The sequence below is a fragment of the Flavobacterium flabelliforme genome, assembly GCF_017948675.1.
In the GTDB taxonomy this organism is placed as follows: domain Bacteria; phylum Bacteroidota; class Bacteroidia; order Flavobacteriales; family Flavobacteriaceae; genus Flavobacterium; species Flavobacterium pygoscelis.
In genome coordinates, this window is the sequence record NZ_JAGFBU010000005.1 from 1 (window position 1) to 23,633 (window position 23,633).

The 23,633-nt window shown below is 31.2% G+C and carries 17 protein-coding genes; 12 read left to right on the forward strand and 5 right to left on the reverse strand.

The genetic code is table 11. The annotated features are described in order from the left end of the window. Window positions 1-247 precede the first annotated feature (247 nt). The 3 genes from J3S90_RS12225 to J3S90_RS12235 all read right to left on the reverse strand — a co-directional run bounded on the left by J3S90_RS12225 (window position 248) and on the right by J3S90_RS12235 (window position 2,279). Window positions 248-403: a hypothetical protein gene (locus J3S90_RS12225; protein WP_210646434.1), complete on the reverse strand. Its 156-nt coding sequence runs from the start codon at window positions 401-403 to the stop codon at window positions 248-250. 4 nt (window positions 404-407) lie between these two features. Beyond that, a complete protein-coding gene (locus tag J3S90_RS12230; protein ID WP_210646435.1) occupies window positions 408-854 on the reverse strand; it encodes a DUF6934 family protein in 447 nt (148 codons plus the stop codon). A 1,068-nt stretch (window positions 855-1,922) separates the two neighbouring features. After that, complete coding sequence (locus J3S90_RS12235; protein WP_210646436.1) at window positions 1,923-2,279, reverse strand: hypothetical protein; 357 nt, start codon at window positions 2,277-2,279, stop codon at window positions 1,923-1,925. 597 nt (window positions 2,280-2,876) lie between these two features. Between J3S90_RS12235 and J3S90_RS12240 the strand changes: the two genes are divergently transcribed. The 3 genes from J3S90_RS12240 to J3S90_RS12250 all read left to right on the forward strand — a co-directional run bounded on the left by J3S90_RS12240 (window position 2,877) and on the right by J3S90_RS12250 (window position 6,470). Beyond that, entirely contained in the window at window positions 2,877-3,995 is a 1,119-nt protein-coding gene (locus tag J3S90_RS12240) for a vWA domain-containing protein (protein WP_210646437.1), read from the forward strand. Between the two features lie 139 nt (window positions 3,996-4,134). Then, window positions 4,135-5,598, forward strand: coding sequence for an AAA family ATPase (locus J3S90_RS12245; protein ID WP_210646438.1), 1,464 nt, complete (start codon window positions 4,135-4,137; stop codon window positions 5,596-5,598). Window positions 5,599-5,876: 278 nt separating this feature from the next. Then, the gene (locus tag J3S90_RS12250) at window positions 5,877-6,470 is read left to right on the forward strand and encodes a 2OG-Fe(II) oxygenase (protein WP_210646439.1); all 594 of its coding nucleotides are present in this window, start codon (window positions 5,877-5,879) and stop codon (window positions 6,468-6,470) included. Between the two features lie 323 nt (window positions 6,471-6,793). Here the strand turns inward: J3S90_RS12250 and J3S90_RS12255 are convergent, their stop codons facing one another. Then, window positions 6,794-7,789, reverse strand: a complete 996-nt coding sequence (locus tag J3S90_RS12255; protein ID WP_210646440.1) for a metal-dependent hydrolase — start codon at window positions 7,787-7,789, stop codon at window positions 6,794-6,796. A gap of 256 nt (window positions 7,790-8,045) precedes the next feature. Between J3S90_RS12255 and J3S90_RS12260 the strand changes: the two genes are divergently transcribed. Further along, window positions 8,046-8,900, forward strand: coding sequence for a DMT family transporter (locus tag J3S90_RS12260; RefSeq protein WP_210646441.1), 855 nt, complete (start codon window positions 8,046-8,048; stop codon window positions 8,898-8,900). Between the two features lie 156 nt (window positions 8,901-9,056). Here J3S90_RS12260 and J3S90_RS12265 read toward each other — a convergent pair whose 3' ends face one another. Then, entirely contained in the window at window positions 9,057-9,803 is a 747-nt protein-coding gene (locus J3S90_RS12265) for a GYF domain-containing protein (RefSeq protein ID WP_210646442.1), read from the reverse strand. Between the two features lie 383 nt (window positions 9,804-10,186). On the opposite strand from J3S90_RS12265, the gene J3S90_RS12270 reads away from it, so the two are divergent. From J3S90_RS12270 to J3S90_RS12305, 8 genes are all read left to right on the forward strand, one after another. Further along, window positions 10,187-10,756: a Crp/Fnr family transcriptional regulator gene (locus J3S90_RS12270; RefSeq protein ID WP_210646443.1), complete on the forward strand. Its 570-nt coding sequence runs from the start codon at window positions 10,187-10,189 to the stop codon at window positions 10,754-10,756. Between the two features lie 167 nt (window positions 10,757-10,923). After that, entirely contained in the window at window positions 10,924-12,084 is a 1,161-nt protein-coding gene (locus tag J3S90_RS12275) for an MFS transporter (protein WP_210646444.1), read from the forward strand. A 338-nt stretch (window positions 12,085-12,422) separates the two neighbouring features. Then, window positions 12,423-12,977 (forward strand): RNA polymerase sigma factor, encoded by a 555-nt coding sequence (locus tag J3S90_RS12280; protein WP_210646445.1) that lies wholly within the window; start codon window positions 12,423-12,425, stop codon window positions 12,975-12,977. Window positions 12,978-13,043: 66 nt separating this feature from the next. Next, the gene (locus tag J3S90_RS12285) at window positions 13,044-14,258 is read left to right on the forward strand and encodes a FecR family protein (RefSeq protein WP_236023950.1); all 1,215 of its coding nucleotides are present in this window, start codon (window positions 13,044-13,046) and stop codon (window positions 14,256-14,258) included. Between the two features lie 99 nt (window positions 14,259-14,357). Then, window positions 14,358-17,858: a TonB-dependent receptor gene (locus J3S90_RS12290; protein ID WP_210646446.1), complete on the forward strand. Its 3,501-nt coding sequence runs from the start codon at window positions 14,358-14,360 to the stop codon at window positions 17,856-17,858. A 12-nt stretch (window positions 17,859-17,870) separates the two neighbouring features. Continuing rightward, on the forward strand, window positions 17,871-19,295 hold the full coding sequence (locus tag J3S90_RS12295) for a RagB/SusD family nutrient uptake outer membrane protein (RefSeq protein ID WP_210646447.1): 1,425 nt from the start codon (window positions 17,871-17,873) through the stop codon (window positions 19,293-19,295). Between the two features lie 104 nt (window positions 19,296-19,399). Further along, window positions 19,400-20,431 carry a TlpA family protein disulfide reductase gene (locus tag J3S90_RS12300; RefSeq protein WP_210646448.1) on the forward strand — a complete coding sequence of 344 codons (1,032 nt, stop codon included), beginning with the start codon at window positions 19,400-19,402 and terminating at the stop codon, window positions 20,429-20,431. A 388-nt stretch (window positions 20,432-20,819) separates the two neighbouring features. Next, window positions 20,820-23,627 carry a M16 family metallopeptidase gene (locus tag J3S90_RS12305; protein ID WP_210646449.1) on the forward strand — a complete coding sequence of 936 codons (2,808 nt, stop codon included), beginning with the start codon at window positions 20,820-20,822 and terminating at the stop codon, window positions 23,625-23,627. Window positions 23,628-23,633 lie beyond the last annotated feature (6 nt).

The window sequence follows — 23,633 nt, forward strand, 5'->3', positions numbered from 1 at the left end:
ATTTTTTTAAAAACGTCAGATTCTGAATTGTTTTGTGAAAAACTCAAAGTTGAAATAGTTAAGAAAAGCAAACAGTAAATTTTCATATTTTTCTTTTTACGATTTTTGGTAGTATAGCCTATAACGTCTTGGCGCTTTGCGTGGTTGGGGACTTTAAAGCAGAGTATTTTCTGCCGAAACGAAGATATAATAAAAAACGTTAATTCCACAAAACCCCCAATCACGCAAAACGGCTGTTGGTAGAAGGTTATTTGGACGTTTCTACTGGAAGTTTTGCTTTTTCAAGCAATTTATTTGCCAACTCAAGTTTTTCAGGAAACAATATTTTTCCTTTAAATTCTTCCAATTTTTTATTAATCTTCACTACAGGTATTTTTGCTTTATTTAAATCTTCAACTTTCATAATTTTAATTTTTTCGTGTTATTAAAAACCCTAAATAATCTTCTCCAACAATAAATGATTCAAATGTTTCGTCAACCTTTAATCCATAAACATAAAAGTCATTTTTCAATTCTTCTAAATTATTTGTAATACCCATTCTATATAATCTTGTTCTCGCTTCACTACTTCCTGTTGCAAAAATATGAGCTTCTGGATATCTTCCTGTAAAAGCGTAAACCGTAGAAACTACGGTTGCTAAAACTTTAGTTGCATCTCCATTATTAGTTATTACACCATCATTTATTTCTCTTGTTTTTAAATCTAAATCTCCAAAAGCTAAATTAAAATAACCTTCAATATTCATTTCTGTATATTGTACTAATTTGAATATTTTACCTTTCGGTCCAATGCTTTCAAATTCAAAAATGTTTAATTCAGCTTCTGTTGAATATTCGTATCTTGGATATTTCATTATTTAATAATTATTTCTATACAAAACTAATAAAATTTTTACGTTAAAGTTGTTTTGTGCAGTTTTTTTAACTTTCTACCAACGGTTCGGCTAGGCATAGTGCCTGTTCTGGCCTGTGGCCGGCATTATGCTTAGCCGTTGTTATGTGCTGTTATTTATTCTCTGCTAAGATAATAAAAACAGGAACAGTTGTGCCAGGAGATAGCTAGATAAACGATTAAAAAATATAGTTCCTATCTACTCGGGGGATAGGTACTGTTTTTTTTAATCATAGCCTAAATAGTTAAAAATCTCATATTAAAACAGTTATAATAAAAAAAACTTGATTATATCATTTTTTTCTTATAACTTAGCCAAGCCTTTAAGCGTCTTCGCTTTGAAAATAAATTTTCAGCAAATCTCATTTGAAAGGCTTGACGAAAATTACAAATTTTTATTTCCTGTTTTAATATTCCCTTTCAAATCAAATATTTAGGCTGTTTATCAGGTCTCGATTGCGCAATTGCACATAACGGTTCGGCTAGGCATAGTGCCTGTTCTGGCCTGTGGCCGGCATTATGCTTAGCCGTTGTTATGTGCTGTTATTTATTCTCTGCTAAGATAATAAAAACAGGAACAGTTGTGCCAGGAGATAGCTAGATAAACGATTAAAAAATATAGTTCCTATCTACTCGGGGGATAGGTACTGTTTTTTTTAATCATAGCCTAAATAGTTAAAAATCTCATATTAAAACAGTTATAATAAAAAAAACTTGATTATATCATTTTTTTCTTATAACTTAGCCAAGCCTTTAAGCGTCTTCGCTTTGAAAATAAATTTTCAGCAAATCTCATTTGAAAGGCTTGACGAAAATTACAAATTTTTATTTCCTGTTTTAATATTCCCTTTCAAATCAAATATTTAGGCTGTTTATCAGGTCTCGATTGCGCAATTGCACATAACGTCTTGGCGCTTGGCGAGGTTGGGGACTTTATAGCAGAGTATTTTCTGCCGAAACGAAGATATGATAAAAAACGTTAATTCCACTAAAACCCCAATCTCGCCAAACGGCTGTTAGTGGCTGGCTTTTATCTACGTTTATAAAGTGCTTCAGGAGAATCCCAAAATTTATCTTTATTTATTTCTGTTAATTTAGTTTGTTTCGATGTATAAGCTCCAATATATTTTTCCATTTTATAAGTTATAAATTCCCAATCATTATCTTCTGTACGTAATTTAATTTCTGTTTTATTTTCTCTTTTCCATTCAAAATCATAATTAGTTTCTGAGTCATTTTCCCAAGAATAACTTTTTCCTGTATCGTTTTCAAAAAAATGCAAACTCCATCCATAAATATTAATTAATCCGGAACCATCGTCTTCTCTCGTCCAATTTCCAATAATTTCATCTTTTTTTCTAAAATACTGACAGATTGATTTTAGCATAAGTTTTTATTTTTCAGTTCTGTTTTTAGATTCCGACTTTCAAGTTTCTTTTTGCAAAATCCAACTTTCAAGTTTCTGCATTTCAAAATTCAATTTTTAACTTTCTACAATTAAAAATCTACTTTTTAATTTGTAATTAATTTCAAAAACCCATAATTTAAAGTCACATTTTTAATTGATTATAAAAAGTTAAATACCTTATATTCAGTTAATTGTTATCGTATTGCTTTAAGCTTGCCACTAACTAGTATATATGTATGACTAAATTATACCCATACAACCAAATTATGGTGGATTGGTATGACTAAATCATACTTTATTTATATTTCAAATGTATTAATAAATTCTTACAAATAGATTTAAATTTTCTAAATAGATACATTTTTTAAACTGTTTAGTGTGTGAATAATTTTTCTGAAGTATCAACAGATAGATTTCCTTCATTAGGGATATTATAAATGCAAACTACGACTGAACTTTAAAATACAAGTGTGTGGTGAACAATTATTTCTAAAATGGGTTTCTAAATCTCATTTAACTAAAAATTAATAAACGTTCGTTTGAAGTACGCTGTAAAATGATGTAATTTTAAAGTCTATGGAAAATGTAAATAAAAAAGGTTTCTTTTTCAAGCAATATGAAGCGCCATTTCAGTCCCCGTTTGACAAACTCTTTGGTATTTTCAAGGAATTAATAACGCATACTTCGGGAGATTTTGATGAAGCGATCGATTGGTTGAGAGAATTAGACAAGGAATATAAACTCACCGATGAACACTATACCATTGATGATTTTATTGAAGATTTAAGAAAAAAAGGATATATTCGTGATGAACTGAAAGAAGACGGGACTTCGGGAACCGGGATCACTGCCAAGACGGAACGTGCGATAAGACAGCAGGCTCTGGATACTATTTTTGGAAACTTGAAACGTTCTGGAAGTGGGAATCATAAAACCAAACATGCAGGAAGTGGAGACGAACATACAGGCGAGTTTCGGGAGTTTCATTTTGGAGACGGACTAGAACGTATTTCGCTAACAGAAAGTTTGCGTAATTCCCAAATCAATAATGGCGTCGATGATTTTATGCTAACCGAAAATGATTTGGTTGTCGAGGAAACACAGTTTAAATCACAAATGAGCACGGTGTTGATGATTGATATTAGCCACAGTATGATTTTGTACGGCGAGGATCGTATTACTCCTGCTAAAAAAGTGGCGATGGCTCTTGCTGAACTCATTACTACGCGTTACCCAAAAGATACTTTAGATATTTTAGTTTTTGGAAATGATGCTTGGACTATTCCAATTAGGGATTTACCGTATTTAAAAGTAGGGCCTTATCATACCAATACGGTTGCTGGATTGCAATTGGCTATGGATATTTTACGTCGCAAACGAAATACCAACAAGCAAATTTTTCTGATTACCGATGGAAAGCCAAGTTGCGTGCGCGAGAAAGATGGATCCTATTATATGAACAGTAACGGTCTTGACGAATATATTGTGGATAAATGTTACAATCAGGCGCAACAAGCTCGTAAATTACATATTCCGATTACAACTTTTATGATTGCGAATGATCCATATTTGCAACAATTTGTAAATCATTTTACCGAAGCGAATCAAGGAAAAGCATTTTATACAGGGTTAAAAGGATTGGGAGAAATGATTTTTGAAGATTATGAAACCAATAGAAAGAAGAGAATAAAATAGTGTTGAATAATGAGTTGAAACATAGCTTTGAACACTTAACTTAAAAATATTATTAGAGAATAATAGTAATAAAAATTAAAATAATCTTGGTGAACTTTGTGCAAAACATTGTAAACCTTGTGGTTAAAAAACAACAAATATGAAAATAGAAGATATAAAAACACTCGGGGAATTAAAAAAATCAGGATACGAAAGCAAAAGTATTAAAGATGAATTGCGATTAAATTTAAGACAAAAGATAAAAGCTGGGCAAACTACTTTTGAAGGAGTTCATGGTTTTGAGAATACGGTAATTCCAGAGTTGGAACGAGCAATTTTGTCACGTCATAACATCAACTTATTAGGTCTCCGTGGTCAAGCCAAAACGAGATTGGCACGTAAAATGGTAGAATTATTGGATGAATATATTCCGTATGTAAGCGGTTCTGAGATTAATGATGATCCATTGAAACCGATTTCGCGTTTTGCGAAAGATATTATTGATTTAAAAGGCGATGATACTCCAATTTCATGGTTGCATAGAAGCGATCGTTTCTTTGAAAAATTAGCAACTCCAGACGTTACCGTAGCAGATTTAATTGGTGATGTCGATCCTATAAAAGCGGCAAATTTAAAATTATCTTATGCTGATGATCGTGTGATTCATTTTGGGATGATTCCACGAGCGAATCGCTGTATTTTTGTGATCAACGAATTACCTGATTTACAAGCTAGAATCCAAGTAGCGTTATTTAATATTTTGCAAGAAGGTGATATCCAAATTAGAGGTTTTAAGTTAAGAATGCCTCTGGATATGCAGTTCGTTTTTACAGCAAACCCAGAAGATTATACCAATAGAGGAAGTATTGTGACGCCGTTGAAAGATAGAATAGGTTCGCAAATATTAACCCATTATCCTGACACGATAAAAATTGCAAGAACAATTACGGAACAAGAAGCCAAGTTAGATACATTGCAGAATGATATGGTTTACGTTCCTTCTTTAGCGAGAGATTTGTTGGAGCAAGTTAGTTTTGAAGCCAGAGAAAGTGAATATATTGATAACAAAAGCGGAATTAGTGCGCGTTTGAGTATTACGGCTTTTGAGAATTTATTAAGTACTGCCGAAAGAAGAGCTTTGAAAAATGGAGCCGATAAAACTACGGTTCGCTTATCAGATTTTATGGGAATTATTCCTGCAATTACTGGAAAAGTAGAATTGGTTTATGAAGGAGAGCAGGAGGGAGCCGCCGTAGTCGCACAGCACTTATTAGGTGATGCGATCCATACTTTTTTCCCTGCTTATTTTCCTAAGATTGAAAAATTAGAAAAGCAAGACGAAAAAACAGCTTACACGGATATTATAGAATGGTTTTTTGCGGAAAGTGGTTTCGAGTTATTAGACGATTGTACGGACGAAGAATACCAAAGAATTTTAGGAAGTATTGTTCCGCTTGAAATTTTAATTAAAAAATACCAACCACAACTCACCAATGAAGACAAATTCTTTATGAAAGAGTTTATATTATGGGCTTTGGTCGAATATAAAAAATTAAGTAAAGATCGTTTTTCCGAAGGCTATCAGTTTAAGGATATTTACGGTAGTTTTATCAGTAAACTGTAATACAAAAAGGGTTTAGATTTTTTTCTAAACCCTTTTTTATTTTGAAATTCCTATACTTTTAAGCGCAAATTAGCAGATTGATTATTTTTGTTAGAAGATTTAGAAAAATATTATTAAAAAGAAAAAACAATTTAAATTTTAGATTTTTATAATAGTATTTTATAAGTCAACGAATCTGCGGTAAAAAATCATGCATATTTATTTCACAATAAAGTAATGCTATTTTTTTTTATTCTACTTTTGCTCGTTGGCGGTCTAAGCAGTCAATGAAAATTGACATGGAAAATAATTTCGAGACTTTGATAGCCACTTATATTGAAAATAAAGTAGGTATATCTGAGCATTTCTTGAGTAACACTTTGGCGAATAACTTAAAGCTAAATTTAATTGCTCTTAACAATAAAAGTTTATTGGTTGATGCAGGAATAGGCAACGCCGAAAAGGTTTCCTATGATGGAGCAATTCGGAGTGATTCTATTTATTGGTTGGATAAAAAACACAATAATGCTTTCGAAAATGAATTTTTTGCCCAAATAGAAGAATTCATTTTATACCTCAATCGAAGCTGCTTTGCAGGAATTACCAGTTATGAGTTTCATTATTCTTTATATGAATCAGGTGATTTTTATTTACAACATTTAGATCAATTCAAAAATAATCCCAGCCGAAAATACTCTATGATTAGTTATTTGAATGCCGATTGGCAAGAAAGTGATGGGGGCGAATTGCTTATTCATCAACAAAATAATAATCAAAAAATAGCACCCACTCAAGGTAAAACAGTTTTCTTTAAAAGTGACGAGTTAGTGCATGAAGTTTTGATTACTAATAACACTAGAATGAGTATAACGGGTTGGTTAAAAAGTGATTAATTTTTTTAATACAAATTATTTATATTGTCAAATCGAGCGTACTCGAGATTCTTTCTAATAATTAGTTTTAAAAAAAACGTCTCGACTGCGCTCAACGTGACCAAAATACAAAATATTGTCAAATCGAGCGCAGTCGAGATTCTTTATAGGGATTACTTTAAAAAAGCGTCTCGACTGCGCTCGACGTGACAGCTACACTAAATATTGTCAAATCGAGTGCAGTCGAGATTCTTTATAGGGATTACTTTATAAAAGCGTCTCGACTACGCTCGACGTGACAGCTTAATCTACGTCAGTCGATACTTAATTTATTAAAAACTGATTTAATTCCCTTTTAAACGAGTGAATATCTTTTGGAGTAATTTTTTTCCATCTCTCTTACTTTTAGGGACTTCGATCACATGTATTCCAGCAGGATTTTGAATAAACTGGTAACTAAAAGCAAATTGTGGGTTGGTTGGATTATCATTCAAAAGACCAAAACGCAGATCGTTAAAATATAAATCCCCGTCTTTTTTTGAAATAATATACCAACCTTCGCTAGCTTTTTTGAGTTTTTCAAAATCTGAATTTCCTAGCAATTGCTTTTCTAGAATCTTGTTTTTATTGTAAACAACAAATGAAATCGGTTGTGTGTCTAAAAGGGAATAATCGCTTAATAAATAATTGTCTGAAGTAGCGACATTTGCATTCCATAAAATCAAATTAAAAGCAGTTGGTTTTACAATGATTTTTGAATATTGAATTCCTTGATTTTTTAGTGCTTTTTCAAATTGTGATAAGGTGTAAAGTTTTATAAAACAAGATAAAAGCAAATAGAAACTACTGATGATTAATCCTCTGATGATGTATTTGTTACGCAGTGTCGTGTTCTTTGTTTTCCATACGAATACTAATGCTACAATAAGCGGAATTGTATAAAGTGGATCAATTACAAAAATAGTTTTCAATGCTAATCGTGGCTCTAAAGGCCATAAAATTTGAGTTCCCCAGGAAGTAAACATATCTAGCAAAACGTGAGTCAGTAAGCCCCAGAAAGCCATATTAGTAGCAGAAAAAAAGCTGATTTTACCTTTCTCAAGCTTAGAAATTAGCCAACCAAAAATCGGACTAATCAGCAAAAAAAGAAAAAGAGAATGACTAATGCCACGATGAATTAATATAGCGTCTACAGGATTTAAGAACAATCCAACTATCACATCTAAGTCAGGTAATGTCCCTAAAATTGCACCGTAAATAAAGGTTCTGTTTTTAAGTTTTTTTCCAGCGCATACTTCGGCAACTGCAATTCCTAAAACGATTTGTGTAAAAGAATCCATAATGCGAAAGTAAGCCAAATCAATTGACTTCCCAATTGATGTGTTCTGAATTTTGGTAAAATATATTGTTTAACTTTTTAAAATATTGGTTTAAATTAAAAGAATTGTTATAACTCAAAATATTAAATTCTTTATGGCTTTGTGTTTTGGCGGGGACAGAAAGTGCTTTTAAGTTGTACTTATAATAAGGTTTAATTTTCGAAAAAGAACTATTTTTAAACCAATAAAGAGTATTTTTGGACTCTAAAAATTTATTATGCTTTTTCTAATTTTAAGTATTATTTGTAGCGTTACTGTGGGCGTTATTTTTAAAATAACTCGCAAATACGATGTAAATAATTCACAAATTGTAGCAGCAAACTATCTCTTTGCTATAATTCTTTGCTATTTGTTTTTTAGTCCTAATTTGAAGTCAGTTGACACAGAATCGCCTTGGACTTTGTACATCGTTATTGGACTTTTGTTGCCGTCCGTATTTTTATTTTTGGCTGCTTCAATCAAGCATATGGGAATTGTAAAGACAGATGCAGCACAACGGCTTTCACTATTTATTCCTATTCTAGCCGCTTGGTTAATCTTCAAAGAAGACTTTAATTCATTAAAAATTACTGCATTTTTAATTGGTTTACCAGCAATACTATTGATTCTCTCAAAACCATCTGAAAACACCAAAAATAAATGGATATATCCTGCTATAGTTTTACTTGGTTTTGGTTTAATAGATATTCTTTTTAAACAAATAGCATCGTACACCACTTTGCCTTATACCACTTCCTTATTTGTAGTTTTTTGCATCGCTTTGCTAATTATGGTTGCTGTTGTTATTTATGAATGGATAGCTAATAATGTCCGTTTGCAGATTAAAAACATCGCTTTTGGAGGTTTAGTCGGTTTTTTTAATTTTGGAAATATTCTTTTCTATCTCAAAGCTCACCAAGCATTTTCCGAAAATCCTTCGACTGTATTTGCAGGAATGAATATGGGTGTAATAATTTTAGGAAGTCTTTTAGGTATTTTTGTGTTTAAGGAGAAATTGTCTAAAATAAATTTAGCGGGACTTTTTCTAGCTTTAATAGCTGTTGTTTTAATTGTATTATCGCAAATAAAATAATTTTTAGATTTAATTTATAGAAGGAATAAGGCTTTAATGAAAAACTAATATGATTTTATTAATCATAAAAAAAAAATAGCTTAATATAGAAATAATGTGATTTTAATTCTATATGAATCTGTATTTTAATTTCTAATTTGAAATATGAATTTTAATCTATATTTTTATTTTTTCTAATTCTAAAGAGATATGATCCATTTCTTTTTTTAATTCAACTACTTCATTATCTAAAGAGTCAATCTCTTTTTGGCTCGAATTAATTTCTTGTTCTCTTTGAGTAGCAGATCTTAAAAACTGAAAATCTTGGGCTTTATTTAATTTATTCTTGGCCTGTTCTAGAGCGCTAACAGATTTAAAAAGTTTTTCCTGAACTTCTACAAGTCTGCTATTTAGTGTTGCTTTTCTTTCTTTTAGAACTTTTTCAAAAGCTATTTTTTCTTGTTCAATAATTTGATTTTTTTGTTCTTTAATTGTTTTTTCTTGTAATTGAAATTGAAGATTTTCTTTTTCAGTTCTAGTGTTCTTTTGCTCTAATTCAGCACTTCTTTTATTTTCAAAATAAGTAAATACAGAACTTGCTATAAATAGTGTTACTAGGGCTATTAGTACATAAAAAAATGTTTTATTGATGCCTAATATTTTTGAATTGGCTGTTGGCTCAGTTGTTTCAGTTTCCTCAAGGCTTTCTATTTCAGTTTGTGTTGCAGGTGTTACAAAATTATTAATCAGCGGCGGCACAATTACAAATAATGGTTGCAACTCCTTTATTTCTCCAGCATATTTCCAATCTTCCATTCCTGCACACCATACAGGAGTTGTCTTTGCAATCATTTTTGCTTTTAACTCATCAAAATCAAAGGGACCAGTACTTTCAGTACCATTATGGATGTAATAGGAATTCATGTTGTGAATTTTTGCTTTTAAATTTCAAAAATACAAAACAATTTCATTTTAACTTTATATTAATTTATATTACCATTTTAAACAGGAACAATAGTTCGTTTTAGCTTTTCTTTTTTGAATAAAATTTTTATTTGATAATACACCATTGTTATTTTATAATACTAAATAAGATGATTAATTATTAAAATTTGAAAAAATAAAGTGAGTTCAAAATATTTGTACATAATCAATCTAGTTTTTTATTTCTAATGCAATTATGATAATTGCTTTTGAAAAGATTTAATAAGTAGAGAAATTGAAAATTCATTAGTTAAATATAAAAACGAAAATTTGAATTTATTTTTGCATTTTTGAATGTTTTTCTAATTCAATAACAATTTTAAATGTATTCTCTTTTAAAAAAATATATTACAGAGCAAAGCACAATAAGTGAAGCTGATTTAAAGTTAATTTTTTCTTGCTTTAAACCCATTGAGACTAAACGAAACGAAATTCTTATTGATTTTGATACAATTTGCAATAATTACTATTTTATAAATAAAGGTTCCTTAAGATTGTACACACTAAATACGGACGGAACAGAAAATTCAAGGTATTTTGCTTTTGAAGGAATGTTTTGCACGGCATTGCCTAGTTTTATTGATCAAAAACCTGCAGCAGAATATTTGAAAACTATAGAAAAATGTGAATTATTAGTAATATCAAGAACTGATTTTTATAAATTAGTCGATCAGTTTCCAGCATTCGATAGTCTTTACAAGAGAATTTTAGAATTGGGTTTCATTACTGCTCAGCAACGAATTTATAGTTTTCAAGGCAATAATGCTTTAGAAAAGTTGAAATGGATCATCAAAAATCAACCTCATTTTTTATTACGAGTGTCTAATAAGATGGCAGCTTCTTATCTAGGTATTTCTCCTTCTACTTTAAGTAGGATAAAATCGCAATTGTAATTTTTTTAAACGTTGATCTATGACAATGTTTTTTAATATTATTCTATTTAATTTTGAAAAAAAAATAAAGCATTTGCTTCTCAGTCTTCGCTATTGGTTATAAGACTGAATGTATAAATGCCTTTTTTTTATAAAATTTCTATTTAATTTCTATTTCTAAATCATAAATGAAACAAGTTACTCTTAGCAATCAAGTACTCTATTTATTGAGTATTTCCGCTGGTTTGGTCGTTGCCAATTTATATTACAATCAGCCATTATTGCATCAAATTGCAGTTAGTTTTAAGGTTACAGAAGCAGAGGTTAGTAATGTAGCGCTGTTTACTCAATTAGGTTATGCCTTAGGATTATTGTTTATTATTCCGTTGGGAGATAAAGTTTCTAATAAGAAAATATTGCGATTGGATTTTCTAATCATGGTTATTTCGTTGTTGGCAGCAGGATTTGCAAAATCACTTTTAATATTAACAATAAGTAGTTTTCTTGTTGGTTTTACCTCCGCTATACCACAATTATTTGTACCAATGGCAGCACAACTCTCTGATGATAAAAATAGAGGTAGAGCAATAGGTATTGTGATGAGCGGTTTGCTAATTGGTATATTAGGAAGCCGAGTGATTAGTGGTTTTGTAGGAGGTCAGTTTGGATGGCGTGTTATGTTTTATGCAGCAGCAGTAATGATGGTTTTATTGTACATTATATTAAAGTACAAATTACCAACCATTGCACCCGTATTTAAAGGGAGTTATGCTAGCTTAATGAAATCACTTTATCATTATTTTAAAACGGACGGTTCTCTAAGATTGGCAACATTAAGAGGAGGATTAGCCTTTGCAGGACTTAGTGCTTTTTGGACTACATTGGTTTTTTTGATGCAGGATTCATTTGGTTTCGGAAGTGCCATAACCGGTTCCTTTGGAATTCTTGGGATCGTTGGCGCTTTAGGTGCTACTGTAGTTGGTAAAATTAGTAGTTCTGTGAGTAATCATACCGTTATATTAGCTGGAACATTACTTTTAATTCTTTCTTGGATAATACTGTTTTTTTCAGGTAATTCATTAATAGGTTTGATGCTGGGAGTTTTACTTGTCGATTTAGGATTGCAATCCTTGCACATCACGAATCAAAAAATTATTTTTTTTAAAAATCCAGAAGCTAGAAATCGGGTGAATACTATTTATATGGTTGGTTTTTTTATTGGAGGTGCTTTTGGTACTGTTGCTGGCGCAATGGCGTGGGGAAATTACAAATGGGTGGGAGTTTCGTCACTTGGAATCGTTTTATCATTTCTTATCTTAATAGTGCATCTTGCTTTTCGAAAAAAGTAATCTTTTAGCAGCTTGTTTGCATTTATTTTAAAGAAAATGTTAAATAATAATTTGAGATTAGTTTTTAATTGATCAAACTGTAAATATTTTAATATAAGACTCTTACTCGTTAACTGTAATAGAATTTAACGTTCATTTTTTGTAAATAAAAATGTACAATGCTGTGCAGAAGTTACCTTTGTAAGGTTTATAGATTTGATTTTGCTTGAAAATAGTCTATATTCGGGCAATATTTATGGCCGATTATTTTTCTAAAACTATTCGTTTTTCAAAATTAATCTGTTTGTAGTGTATCATTTAAATCTAAAACCACTTTTTCCTAGTAGCAATCATTCTTTATGAAGTCACAAGATTTATTAATCCTTGAAAAACTTAAGGTGGGAGATTCTTCTGCTTATAAAGAATTGTTTGACCTATATTATATGCCACTCAGTGTTTATTCCTTAAAATACTGTGACTCATTTGAATTAGCTGAAGATATTGTTCAAGATTTATTTATTAAATTTTGGGATAAAAAAATCTATTTAGATTTGGATCAAGCGATAAGTCCTTATCTTTTTAAAGCTGTAAAAAACAACAGTCTAAAAGCCGTAAAAAAGCAAAGTAAATACTTTTTTGAAGAAATAGAAGATCAAGTGAATGTGTTAATGGAGGAGGAACGACTTGATTTAGAGTTTCTAGAGCAAGAAAAACAGAAATTATATACGGAAATTGAAGCTTTACCATTAAAAAGCAAAGAAGTTTTTAAAGCCATTGTATTAGAAAATCAAAAATACAAAGAGGTTGCATTAGAGTTGGGAATATCAGTAAATACGGTTAAAACGCATTACTCAAGAGCGTTAAAACAACTTCGGAATTCATTAGATGTTATAGTAATGTTACTTTTAGTTTAAAAAAAAATTAAATTCTTGTCACCCATTTTTCATCTTTTGTACTCTGTATAATATAAGATGACACAAATGAACACTATTCCTCAAAATATTTTAGAAATCCTTTCCGTTTATATTTCAAAAGAAATAAACGAAAATGAATTCTCTGTTTTAAAAGATTGGATAAATGAATCGCCAGAAAATAAAAAAGCTTTTTCTGACTACATACTTTTTTATAAAAAAACAAAACAAATTCTTTTTGCTGGAAACATTGATAAAGATAAAGCTTGGCAAAAAGTGGTATCGCAACTAGATACTCCGCTTAAAGTACAAGAGGATGTGTTGGCTTTAAATGAAACCAAAATCAGATTTTTGAAAATAGGTTCTGTATTTTTAAAATATGCAGCAGTAATATTAATTCTAGTTTCTGTTGGTTATTTTTATTTCGATAAGGAAGCTATCTCTCTTAAGCCCGTTTTAGAAAATCCTATTTCTCAAGAAGGAATCACTCTTCAGTTAGCTAATGGCGATATACAAGTTATTAAAGAAGATGGATCAACTCAAGTTTTAGATGCTAATGGTACTGTAGTGGGAACTCAAAAAGGTAATCAATTAGTATATAGTAACGCTGCCGCAAAAGATACTCTGGTTTACAATACAATAAAAATACCTTACGGAAAACGTTTTGAACTCCAACTTTCGGATGGAACCAATGTACATTTAAACGCGGGAACTTCATTAAAATATCCTGTTCGATTTATAAAGGGATTGAATCGTCAAGTTTTTTTAAATGGAGAAGCCTATTTTGATGTTACCAAAGATCCTAAACATCCATTTATAGTAGGGTCAAACGATATGAATGTCAAAGTTTTAGGTACCAAATTTAATATGACCTCGTATCAGGAAGATGCAAAAACATATACAGTTTTGGTTGAAGGAAGCGTGGCTGCATCAAGTAAAGTAGTAGCAAATGAAGAAGTACTGTTGAAACCTGGTAACAGAGCCTTTTTTGAAAATAAGCATTTAAAAACCGAAGCTGTCGATGTTAGGAAATACATTGCTTGGGTTTCTGGAGAGTTAATGTTTATAGATGACTCTTTTGGTGTCATTACCAATAAATTAGAAAGAAAATACAACGTTGATATTGTAAATAACTACGAAGAATTAAATGATATTATGATCACTGCCACTTTCAAAGAAGAAAATATTGATCAGGTTTTGAAAACCTTTCAAACCTATAAGGCCTTTAACTATACCATTAATAACAGAGTAGTAACTATAAATAGACCGCAGAAAATGAAATAAAAAAAAACCAAAAAAAAAGGAAGGTGCGCCAACACCTTCCCTTATCATTTGAAAAAGTGATTTAATCTAAAACTAACAAATTAAACCCATTGTAAAATTATGAAAAAACAACGAACTAAAGGTGCGTTGCTGCGCATTTTGAATAACTCTAATTTAAAGATGAAATTCTCACTCCTATTTTTATTCACCACTCTTATGCAAGTCAGTGCATCAAGTAGTTACGGTCAAAAAAATACAGTTACCATGGATGTTAACGGGGTAGCATTGACCAATATTTTTCAGATTATTGAAAATCAAACTGATTTTCATTTCTTTTATAACAGAAATGAGCTGAATGTTAATCAAAAAATTGATTTAAATGTTGATAAAACTAAAGTTGTAGATGTTCTTGGAAAACTATTTAGCAATACCAATATTTCTTATCAAATTTTAGGCAATCAGATAGTTCTTAAAAAAGTAGAAAAAAACAATAGTTTTGAAATTCCTTTTGCAACGGAACAAAAGCAAGTACAAGGAATTGTTACTGACAAAGCGGGCTTGCCTCTTGTGGGTGTTTCTATTATGATCGAAGGAACAAAAGTCGGTACATTGACTGATTTTGACGGAAAATTTAAATTGAATGCTGATGCTGCGGGGAGAATTTTGCTTTTTTCACATTTGGGTTATGAATCAAGACGTATTGCTTATGCAGGTGAATCTTCATTAAAAGTAGTTCTACAAGAAGAATTAAATGAACTACAAGAGGTGGTACTTGTAGGTTATGGTAAGCAAAAACGCAGTGAATTTTCTGGTGCCGTTTCTTCTGTGAGTGCTAAAGATATTATTCAATCAGCAACAGGAACCGTAGGTTTTGATAGAGCTTTAGGAGGGTTAGTAAAAGGTGTTCAAGTTTCTCAAAATACAGGTCGTCCAGGTGCGCCAGTTCGTATTAATATTAGAGGTATAACTTCACCATTATCTTCTGTAGGTGGCGGATTAAACCAACCTTTATTTGTAATTGATGGAGTACCGTTTAATGTGGATGCTTTACAAGGTGCAAATCCTTTATCTACATTAAATCCTAATGATATTGAGAGTTTTGATGTATTAAAAGATGCTGGAGCGACTTCTATTTATGGATCTCGTGGCGCTAATGGTGTTATTATAATTAAAACTAAAAGAGGTAAAAAAGGGCAAGCACCAAGAGTAAATTTCTCTTATGCTACAACATTAGCACAACCTATTAAAACCGTATCGGTTTTGGATGCAAATCAATATAAAAATTATTATAATTTGATGTTGTCTAATAGTGTTTATGCGATGAATAATGGTCAATTAGATCCTTTCTATGCTTTTGACTTTCAAGAGATTGCTGACGTAGAATTAGATTTTGACACTTTCACTGTAAATTCTAATGGAATGAGACCGGATTACTTTGGAACTTCAAATACCAATTGGAACAAACAAGTTTTTAGATCTATGGCGGTGACTAAACAAGCTAATTTAAGTTTGAGTGGTGGTAGCGATAAAACCAATTATAATTTTAGTACTTCATTTATAGATCAAGAAGGTTTGACTGTTAATGATAACATGAAACAATATAATTTAGGCCTTTCGATGGATACTGATGTTACAAATTTTGTAAAAGTTGGAACCTCTGTTAATGTGGGACATACTCAAGAAAAAAATGGAGACAATGATGTATTAAATCAATATACTGTAAACACTTCTATCGCTCGCGCACGTCCGGATTTAGCACCAAGAGATGCTAACGGAAAATTAGCGGGACAGCCAGATTATCAAAATGGGTTTATGACCTTAGAGCCTAATCCTTTAATGCGTTTAAGTAATAAAACGGATAATAAAGCCTATAATTTTATTGGTAGCGCATATCTTGAAGTAGAGCCATTAAAAGATTTAAAACTGAAAACGGATGTAAATGCTTCTGTGTTTTATAATAAAAACAGTTCATTTATTCCAAAAATTGCTCAAACTGATTATCTGTTTTTTCCAACGGACTCTTTCTTAAACGAAGCGGATGGTTTAGTGTCTAACATTACTACCAATTTAACAGCAAATTACAGTTTTTTAATATCCAATCATAAAATCGGTTTATTAGCTGGAGCTGCTTGGGATCGTACGAGTTTTAATAATTCAAATCATTTTTATACTGGTTTTCCAGATGATGAAATTCTTATAAACGCGAATTCTGCAAGAGCGGTACTTGGGTATTCAAGTGTTCGTTTAGAAACTGGATTATATTCCTTGTTTTCTCGTGTAAACTATACTTACAAAGATTTGTATAATGCAACATTGAATTTTAGAACGGATACTTCTTCAAAATTTGGTCCAAATAACAAAAGAGGATATTTTCCATCTTTGTCAACGAGCTGGAATATTTCTAATGAAGAGTTTCTATACGGTGTAGAGAATATAAGTAGTTTAAAATTAAGAGCAAGTGTGGGTAGAGTTGGATCTACTAACGTTTCTGACTTTGCTTATTTGCAATTTTTTCAAAATCAACCAGGGAGTCTTTACAATGGTGGTTCAGCTATTATGCCTGATAATAATTTTCCAAATCCAAATATTGGTTGGGAAACAACTGACGAAGTTAATTTAGGTTTAGATTTTGGATTTTTTAATAATAGATTAAAAGGGAGTTTTGATATTTACGATAGAAAAACTACAGGAGCTTTGGTAAAAACACCTATTCCTTTTGAATTAGGTCCTAACTCTTACTTTTCGAACTTTATGGATGTTTCTAATAAAGGTATTGAGGTTAGTTTAGGTGGTGATATCGTTAGAAATGAAGATTTTGTATGGTCTACCAACGTAAACTGGTCATTAAATAGAAATAAGTTATTAAAATTAAACGGTGCAAGCATTAATCCTTACCAATTGGATTTCTTTATTGAAGGACAACCAGTAGGAACTATTAAAGGATATAAAGTAGCTGGAATTTTCCAATCTCAAGATGAAGTAGATGCTTTGAATAATGCATCACCTACTGGTTTTTATGATAAAATGTCAACTACAGTTGGAGATTTTAAAATGATTGATACCAATGGTGATGGTCAAATAACGGCTGATGATAGAGCAGTAATTGGTAATATTCAACCAAAATTCTTTGGTGGAATTTCAAATACATTCGCTTACAAAAGTTTTAGTCTTAGTGCATTATTTCAATATTCAGTAGGAGCAAAATCAATTTGGAATGCAATTCCTACTAGTACGCTAAATTCATTGGGAGAAAACAAGTACAGTGAATATGCTTTAAATACTTGGACTCCTGAAAATCCAAATGCGCGTTATGCAAAAACAGTTTATACAGATCCTTCTGCAAATGGAAGAACATCAGACAGATATGTTTACGATAGCTCTTATTTAAGATTAAAAAGCTTGCAGTTTAGTTATAATTTCGATAAAACAGTATTAAATAAAATTGGAATTGATAAAGCATCACTAACATTAACGGGTACAAATTTATTGACTTGGACAAAATGGCCTGGAATTGATCCTGAAACTTTCTCAGAAAGAGGAAATATTACAGATCAAGTGAGTAATGAGGATCCATATCCTTTGGCTAAATCATTCTCTTTTGGAATTCAATTACAATTTTAAATCTATCAACTGATGAAACAATATATAAAAAAAATTAAGACCGTTTTATTTTTGACACTTGCAACAAGCATTACAAGTTGTAGTATTGATGATATAAAACCATTTAATAAATTAACTCCTGACGATGCAGTAAGAGATGAAGCTTCGGCTCAATTAGTACTAAATGGTGTTTATAATTCAGGAAGAGCGTTTGATGTTAACTTTTTCCCTTTGCATTTAGCAGCTTTGGGGATCGAAGGTACTTTTTCAACTGCTATTAGTGGTAGTAAAGGTTTCAATACCAATGAAGTTCCTGTTGATAATATCTTTTTGACTAATTTATATAATGGTCATTACAAAATTATTAATTCTTGTAATTTTTTGATTCAAGAATTACAAAACGGTAAAGCCATTGGTATTTCAGAAGAAAGAAAAGGAGAAATGCTTTCTGAAGCTAAGTTTCAAAGAGCTTTTGCTTATTTTAATTTGCTTCGTTATTTTGGAGAATTTTATAATTTAAACTCTACTTATGGAGTAGTTTTGAGAACTGAATTCTCAACAAAGCTAGAAGCAAAACCAAGAAATACAGTAGCAGAAGTTTACAAATTAATTGAAGACGACTTACTTTTTGCATCAGATAAAGGACCTATTTATATAGACCACTTCTACACAGGAAGTCTTGCTGCAAAAGCTTTATTATCTAAAGTATATTTATACGAAGGGAAATTTGCCGAATCAGCCACTTTAGCTGATGATGTGATCACCAATGGTCCCAATGAAGGATATGAGTTAGAATTGAATTATGCTGATATTTTTGCTAAAAGTTTTAGATCTTCAGAAGTTATTTTTGCACCATTTACAGGTCCAGATAATGAAGGAAAAACAGCGATGTATCAAGTAAGTAGAATGAGATCTAGTAATACATTGAAAACTTTGGCTGATACACAAAAAGGGACAGCTAATGATGGAAGTTTAGTAGGTTTTGGTTCTGGATTTGATCCTCGTTATGCCTTTGCTTATTCTGATAATACGAAAAAAGGAAACTCAAATGGTAAATATCCATTTGCAGACAATCAACAATCTCAAGGAAATACTTTATATCACTTGCGTCTTGGTGAGATTTATTTAATTAAAGCCGAAGCCGAAGCGAGAAGAACAGGCGGAGATCTTGATATTGCATTAGAAAGTCTTAACGATATTAGATTTCGTGCAGGAGTAGACTTAAAAACTCTTTCTGATAAAGCGACTTTATTAAATGACATCCGTGAGGAGAAATTACTAGAACTTTTCTTTGAAAATGGAGAAAGTTGGTTTGATATTGTTCGTTATGTTAATCTTGGAAATCTTACAGCTTCATCTGCTAAAGCCAGTTTAGTTTCTCCAAATCAATTTGTATTACCAATACCATTGCAAGTAATTGCCGGTAATAAATTTATAATTCCAAACAAAGGTTATTAATCCTAACCACTTAAAGTGAGAGTGCTTAAAAAGCGATGAATAATTTCTATTCTAACTAATTTTGTACTCTCCTTTTTTTCTATTAATTTTTTAAAAACCAAAAGATGAAAAATGTATTTTTGATCGCATTACTAGTAGTTTTGCTTTCTTGCCAAAAAGTTATGCCACCAAAAGATTATGTGGTTTTACACGGAAAAATTGAAAATCCTACAGAAGGATTGGGTTTAAGATTTTATAATCCAGTTACTTCAAAATCATTTACTGTAAAAGTAGATGCTAACGGAACTTATAGAGATACCATTAAATTAGAAAAAGCGGCGTATTATAATGCAGTTTACGGTAATGTCTTTGGCGCTTATTTAGCTAATGATATGGATTTAGAAATTAATTTTGACGGTAAAAGTGTTTCTAAATCAGTTTCTTTTAAAGGAAAAGGGGAAAATGAGAATAATTTCTTAAAGTTCAAAACTAAATCAGAAGGAGCTTTAATTGGAGCGGATTACCGTGCTTTTTTAAACCTAAAAAAGCCAGAATTTGATGCTAAGATGAAAAAATTCACTGATGATTTTAAAGCTGAAATAGCTCAAAAAAAATCAGTACTTGAGCCTTCTTTTGTTACTACTCAACTAAAAAATTTAGATGAGTTTAATAAGAGTATGACACAACAATTTGTTGAAGAATTAAGAAATAACAGTGAACTAGGTGCTGGAAAACAGTCACCCGATTTTAAAAATTACATTAATCATGACGGTGGAAAAACTTCACTTTCTGATTTTAGAGGAAGCTACGTTTTTATTGATGTATGGGCAACATGGTGCGGTCCTTGTAAATATGAATTTCCTTTTATTGGAAAAGTAGAAAAAATGTACCATGGTAAAAACATTAAATTTGTTAGCATCTCTATTGACCGTTTGAAAGATGAACAAAAATGGCGTGATATGATTAAGAAAGAAGGATTAGTAGGAATCCAACTTTTGGCAGATAAAGAAATTAATTCTTCATTTATTGCAGGATATTACATTCAAGCCATTCCACGTTTTATCATTTTAGATAAAGAAGGTAAAATCATCAATTCTGATTCTCCTAGACCATCGGAACCAGAATTATTAGATATCTTAAATTCTCTTGATCTTTAATTATTAATTCAAAAGCATCAATTATTAGAACTAAACCTATGATTTTTTTAATTTTCATAGGTTTGGTAATTGATCGCTTAATGTTATTGATTACAAGTATTATATTATTTTGTTTCGATTTTTAAAATGAGAATCGGTAACAGAACAGGCATATTTATGCTGTTTTTTTGCGTGAGGGATTGCAGTGAAGCTCTTTTTTATGAAATTCTCGTTTTTGAACGAGAATTTGATAAAAAAAGCGGGAACGTAAAGCCCGACCTGACGAGGCAAGGAGGAACGACGAAGCAATCTGAAAGGTCACGCCCAAAGCAAACATTTCTTTTTTTTAATTACTAAATAGTGTAGTGCTTTTGTAAACTACCTATCTAAAATTTACTATTACATAAACATGAAAAATCTATTAACCGTATTTTTTCTCTCTTTGGCAGTGCACACAATTACTGCACAAGAACTAAAATTGAATGATCCGCTTCCGGTAAATACCAGAATTAAAAAAGGAGTTCTTAAAAATGGAATGACCTATTACATTTATAAAACGGATGTAATAAAAAATGTGGCAAGTTATTATATTATACAAAATGTAGGTTCGGTTTTAGAAAATGATGATCAACAAGGATTGGCGCATTTTCTAGAGCACATGGCTTTTAACGGGACTAAAAATTTTCCTGGGAAAGGGGTTTTAAACACGCTTCAAAAACATGGAGCCGTTTTTGCAAAAGACATTAATGCGTATACCGCTTTTGACGAAACGGTTTATAATATGGATAATATCCCTACAAATGTTCCGGGACTTATTGATACTTCCTTATTGATTTTGCATGATTGGGCAGATGGTTTATTGCTGACTGAAGCTGAAATTGATGCGGAACGTGGCGTAATTAAAGAGGAGTGGAGAACCAGACAAAATGGGTATATGCGTCTTTTTAAAAAATCGTTACCAGCGATGTTTAATAACACCAAATATGCAGATCGTATGCCTATTGGTTTAATGAGCGTAGTTGATAATTTTAAATACAAAGCACTTAGAGATTTTTATCACGATTGGTATAGAACAGATTTGCAGGCGATTGCTGTTGTGGGTGATGTTGATGTAGCTGAGATTGAACAAAAAATTCAAAAATTATTTTCTCCAATAGAAGCTATAAAAAATCCTATTGAGCGTTTTGTAATACAAATTCCTGATAATAAAGTGATGCTTTATAATTTAGGAATAGATAAAGAAGTGGCAACCTCAACGATTTCTTTTACCATAAATCAACCAAAATCTTTAAAAGACGAAACTGTTGCTGATATTAAAGAATCTTTATTTAGCGGAATGATTTCAAGAATGTTGAGCTCTAGATTAAGAGAGAATTCTCAAAAACCAGACGCTCCATTTGTATCGGCAAGCGCTAGTTTTCAAAGTTTTGCTAGAGCAAAAAATAATTTCGGACTGTTGATTTCACCTAAACCAAATAATCAAGTAGAAGCTTTTAAAGTTGCTTTAATAGAGCTAAATAGAGCCGTGAAATTTGGTTTTACACAAGCAGAAATTGATAGAACGATGGCAGTGTACAACAATTATTACCAAACTAAAATTAGTAAAATTGATCAAACACCTCATGCAGAAATAGTAAATACGATTCAGAAAAACTATTTAGAAAATGAGGCAATGACAGACATGCCAAAAGAGTATGAAATCGTTAAAACGATTTTTGCTACAATGACTCCTAAAGATTTACAAGATTTTATTCAAAAATTATACTCTCCAGAAAACAGAGTTCTTGATGTAACGGGTGTTGAAGGAGAAAATAATCTTTCTGAAGCTGCAGCTTTACAATTGATTAAGGAAGTAGAAAATGATGCTACTATAACTGCTTACACGGATGAATTTGTGGGTAAAACATTGATTTCTGGTCTGAAAATAAAAGCAGGAAAGATAAAATCTGAAAAAGTAAATAAAGAAATAGGCTCTACCCGTTTTGTGTTGAGCAATGGAGTAGTAGTAGATTATACATTTACCGATATCGAAAAAAACAATGTGCTTTTAGAAGCGGCTAGTTTTGGAGGTAATTCTTTAGTAAAAGATGCTGATCTTCCATCGGCAGCCATGGTTAGTACTTTAATGGGAATGTCTGGTTTAGGCGATTATAATGCGACAGATTTAAGAAAAGTATTGGCAGGTAAAAATGCGAATGCCAGAATTGGTATTTCGGATTTAGAAGAAAATATTTCGGGTATGACCACTACTAAAGATATCGAAACATTATTGCAAATGATTCATTTACAGTTTGTAAAACCTCGTTTTGACGAAGATAGTTTTAAAGTTTTATTGAACAATTTAGACAATAGTTTGATTCAAAGAAAGAATGATATTGCCTATAAAATGGAAGATAGCATCACTACAACTTTGTACGGATTTAATAATCCTAGAAAACGTTTGTTTGATGAAAAGTATATCAAAGATATTTCATTCGAAAAAATTAAAGCTATTTATCTTGATCGTTTTAAAAATCCTGCTGACTTTACTTTCTTTATTGCAGGTGATATTTCAAAAGAGGATCTAAAACCTTTGCTGGAGAAATACATTGCTAGTTTGCCGACTACTAAGAAAAAAGAAAAATGGCAAGATAATTCGGTTTCTTGGTTAAAAGGAACGAACAAAAAAGAAATTTTCATGGCCATGGAAGACCCAAAAGCTACGGTAAGAATTGCTTTTAAAAATCCATTTACGTATAGCTTAAAAAACACTTATGTTCTAAAAGCGTTTCAGGATGTTCTTGAAAATAGATTGTTAGAAACTTTGAGAGAGCAAGAAGGTGGAACTTATGGAGCCAGCGTTTTTAGCTCTTTACCAAAAAGACCCAAACAAATAGCTAGTTTTTATGTTTATTTTGATTGTGATCCTGACAAAGTAGATAAGTTGGTAGCGATTGTTCATGAAGAAATAGAGAAAATTAGAAAAGGAGACATCGATAAAGAAGATTTAGATAAAGTATTGACTAGTTATTTAAAAGACCTGAAGGAGGAAAAAGAATATACAAATTACGGTTTGAATGTAATGTATGACTACACCATCGAAGGATACAATAGAAATGATGCGGCCAATAATTTAGATCTAATAAATTCGGTTACACCACAAGATGTTCAAAAATTGGTCAATACAATTTTGGACAAAGCAGAAAGTTTCGAATTTATATTTAAACCTCAAAAATAATATTCA

Excerpts from the sequence above, each read along its gene's own strand:
- J3S90_RS12245 (WP_210646438.1), top strand. The coding sequence starts at position 4,135 with ATGAAAATAGAAGATATAAAAACACTCGGGGAATTAAAAAAATCAGGA.
- J3S90_RS12270 (WP_210646443.1), top strand. The coding sequence starts at position 10,187 with ATGTATTCTCTTTTAAAAAAATATATTACAGAGCAAAGCACAATAAGT.
- J3S90_RS12225 (WP_210646434.1), bottom strand. The coding sequence starts at position 403 with ATGAAAGTTGAAGATTTAAATAAAGCAAAAATACCTGTAGTGAAGATT.
- J3S90_RS12240 (WP_210646437.1), top strand. The coding sequence starts at position 2,877 with ATGGAAAATGTAAATAAAAAAGGTTTCTTTTTCAAGCAATATGAAGCG.
- J3S90_RS12305 (WP_210646449.1), top strand. The coding sequence starts at position 20,820 with ATGAAAAATCTATTAACCGTATTTTTTCTCTCTTTGGCAGTGCACACA.
- J3S90_RS12235 (WP_210646436.1), bottom strand. The coding sequence starts at position 2,279 with ATGCTAAAATCAATCTGTCAGTATTTTAGAAAAAAAGATGAAATTATT.
- J3S90_RS12250 (WP_210646439.1), top strand. The coding sequence starts at position 5,877 with ATGGAAAATAATTTCGAGACTTTGATAGCCACTTATATTGAAAATAAA.
- J3S90_RS12280 (WP_210646445.1), top strand. The coding sequence starts at position 12,423 with ATGAAGTCACAAGATTTATTAATCCTTGAAAAACTTAAGGTGGGAGAT.
- J3S90_RS12295 (WP_210646447.1), top strand. The coding sequence starts at position 17,871 with ATGAAACAATATATAAAAAAAATTAAGACCGTTTTATTTTTGACACTT.
- J3S90_RS12265 (WP_210646442.1), bottom strand. The coding sequence starts at position 9,803 with ATGAATTCCTATTACATCCATAATGGTACTGAAAGTACTGGTCCCTTT.
- J3S90_RS12300 (WP_210646448.1), top strand. The coding sequence starts at position 19,400 with ATGAAAAATGTATTTTTGATCGCATTACTAGTAGTTTTGCTTTCTTGC.
- J3S90_RS12290 (WP_210646446.1), top strand. The coding sequence starts at position 14,358 with ATGAAAAAACAACGAACTAAAGGTGCGTTGCTGCGCATTTTGAATAAC.
- J3S90_RS12275 (WP_210646444.1), top strand. The coding sequence starts at position 10,924 with ATGAAACAAGTTACTCTTAGCAATCAAGTACTCTATTTATTGAGTATT.
- J3S90_RS12230 (WP_210646435.1), bottom strand. The coding sequence starts at position 854 with ATGAAATATCCAAGATACGAATATTCAACAGAAGCTGAATTAAACATT.
- J3S90_RS12255 (WP_210646440.1), bottom strand. The coding sequence starts at position 7,789 with ATGGATTCTTTTACACAAATCGTTTTAGGAATTGCAGTTGCCGAAGTA.
- J3S90_RS12260 (WP_210646441.1), top strand. The coding sequence starts at position 8,046 with ATGCTTTTTCTAATTTTAAGTATTATTTGTAGCGTTACTGTGGGCGTT.
- J3S90_RS12285 (WP_236023950.1), top strand. The coding sequence starts at position 13,044 with ATGAACACTATTCCTCAAAATATTTTAGAAATCCTTTCCGTTTATATT.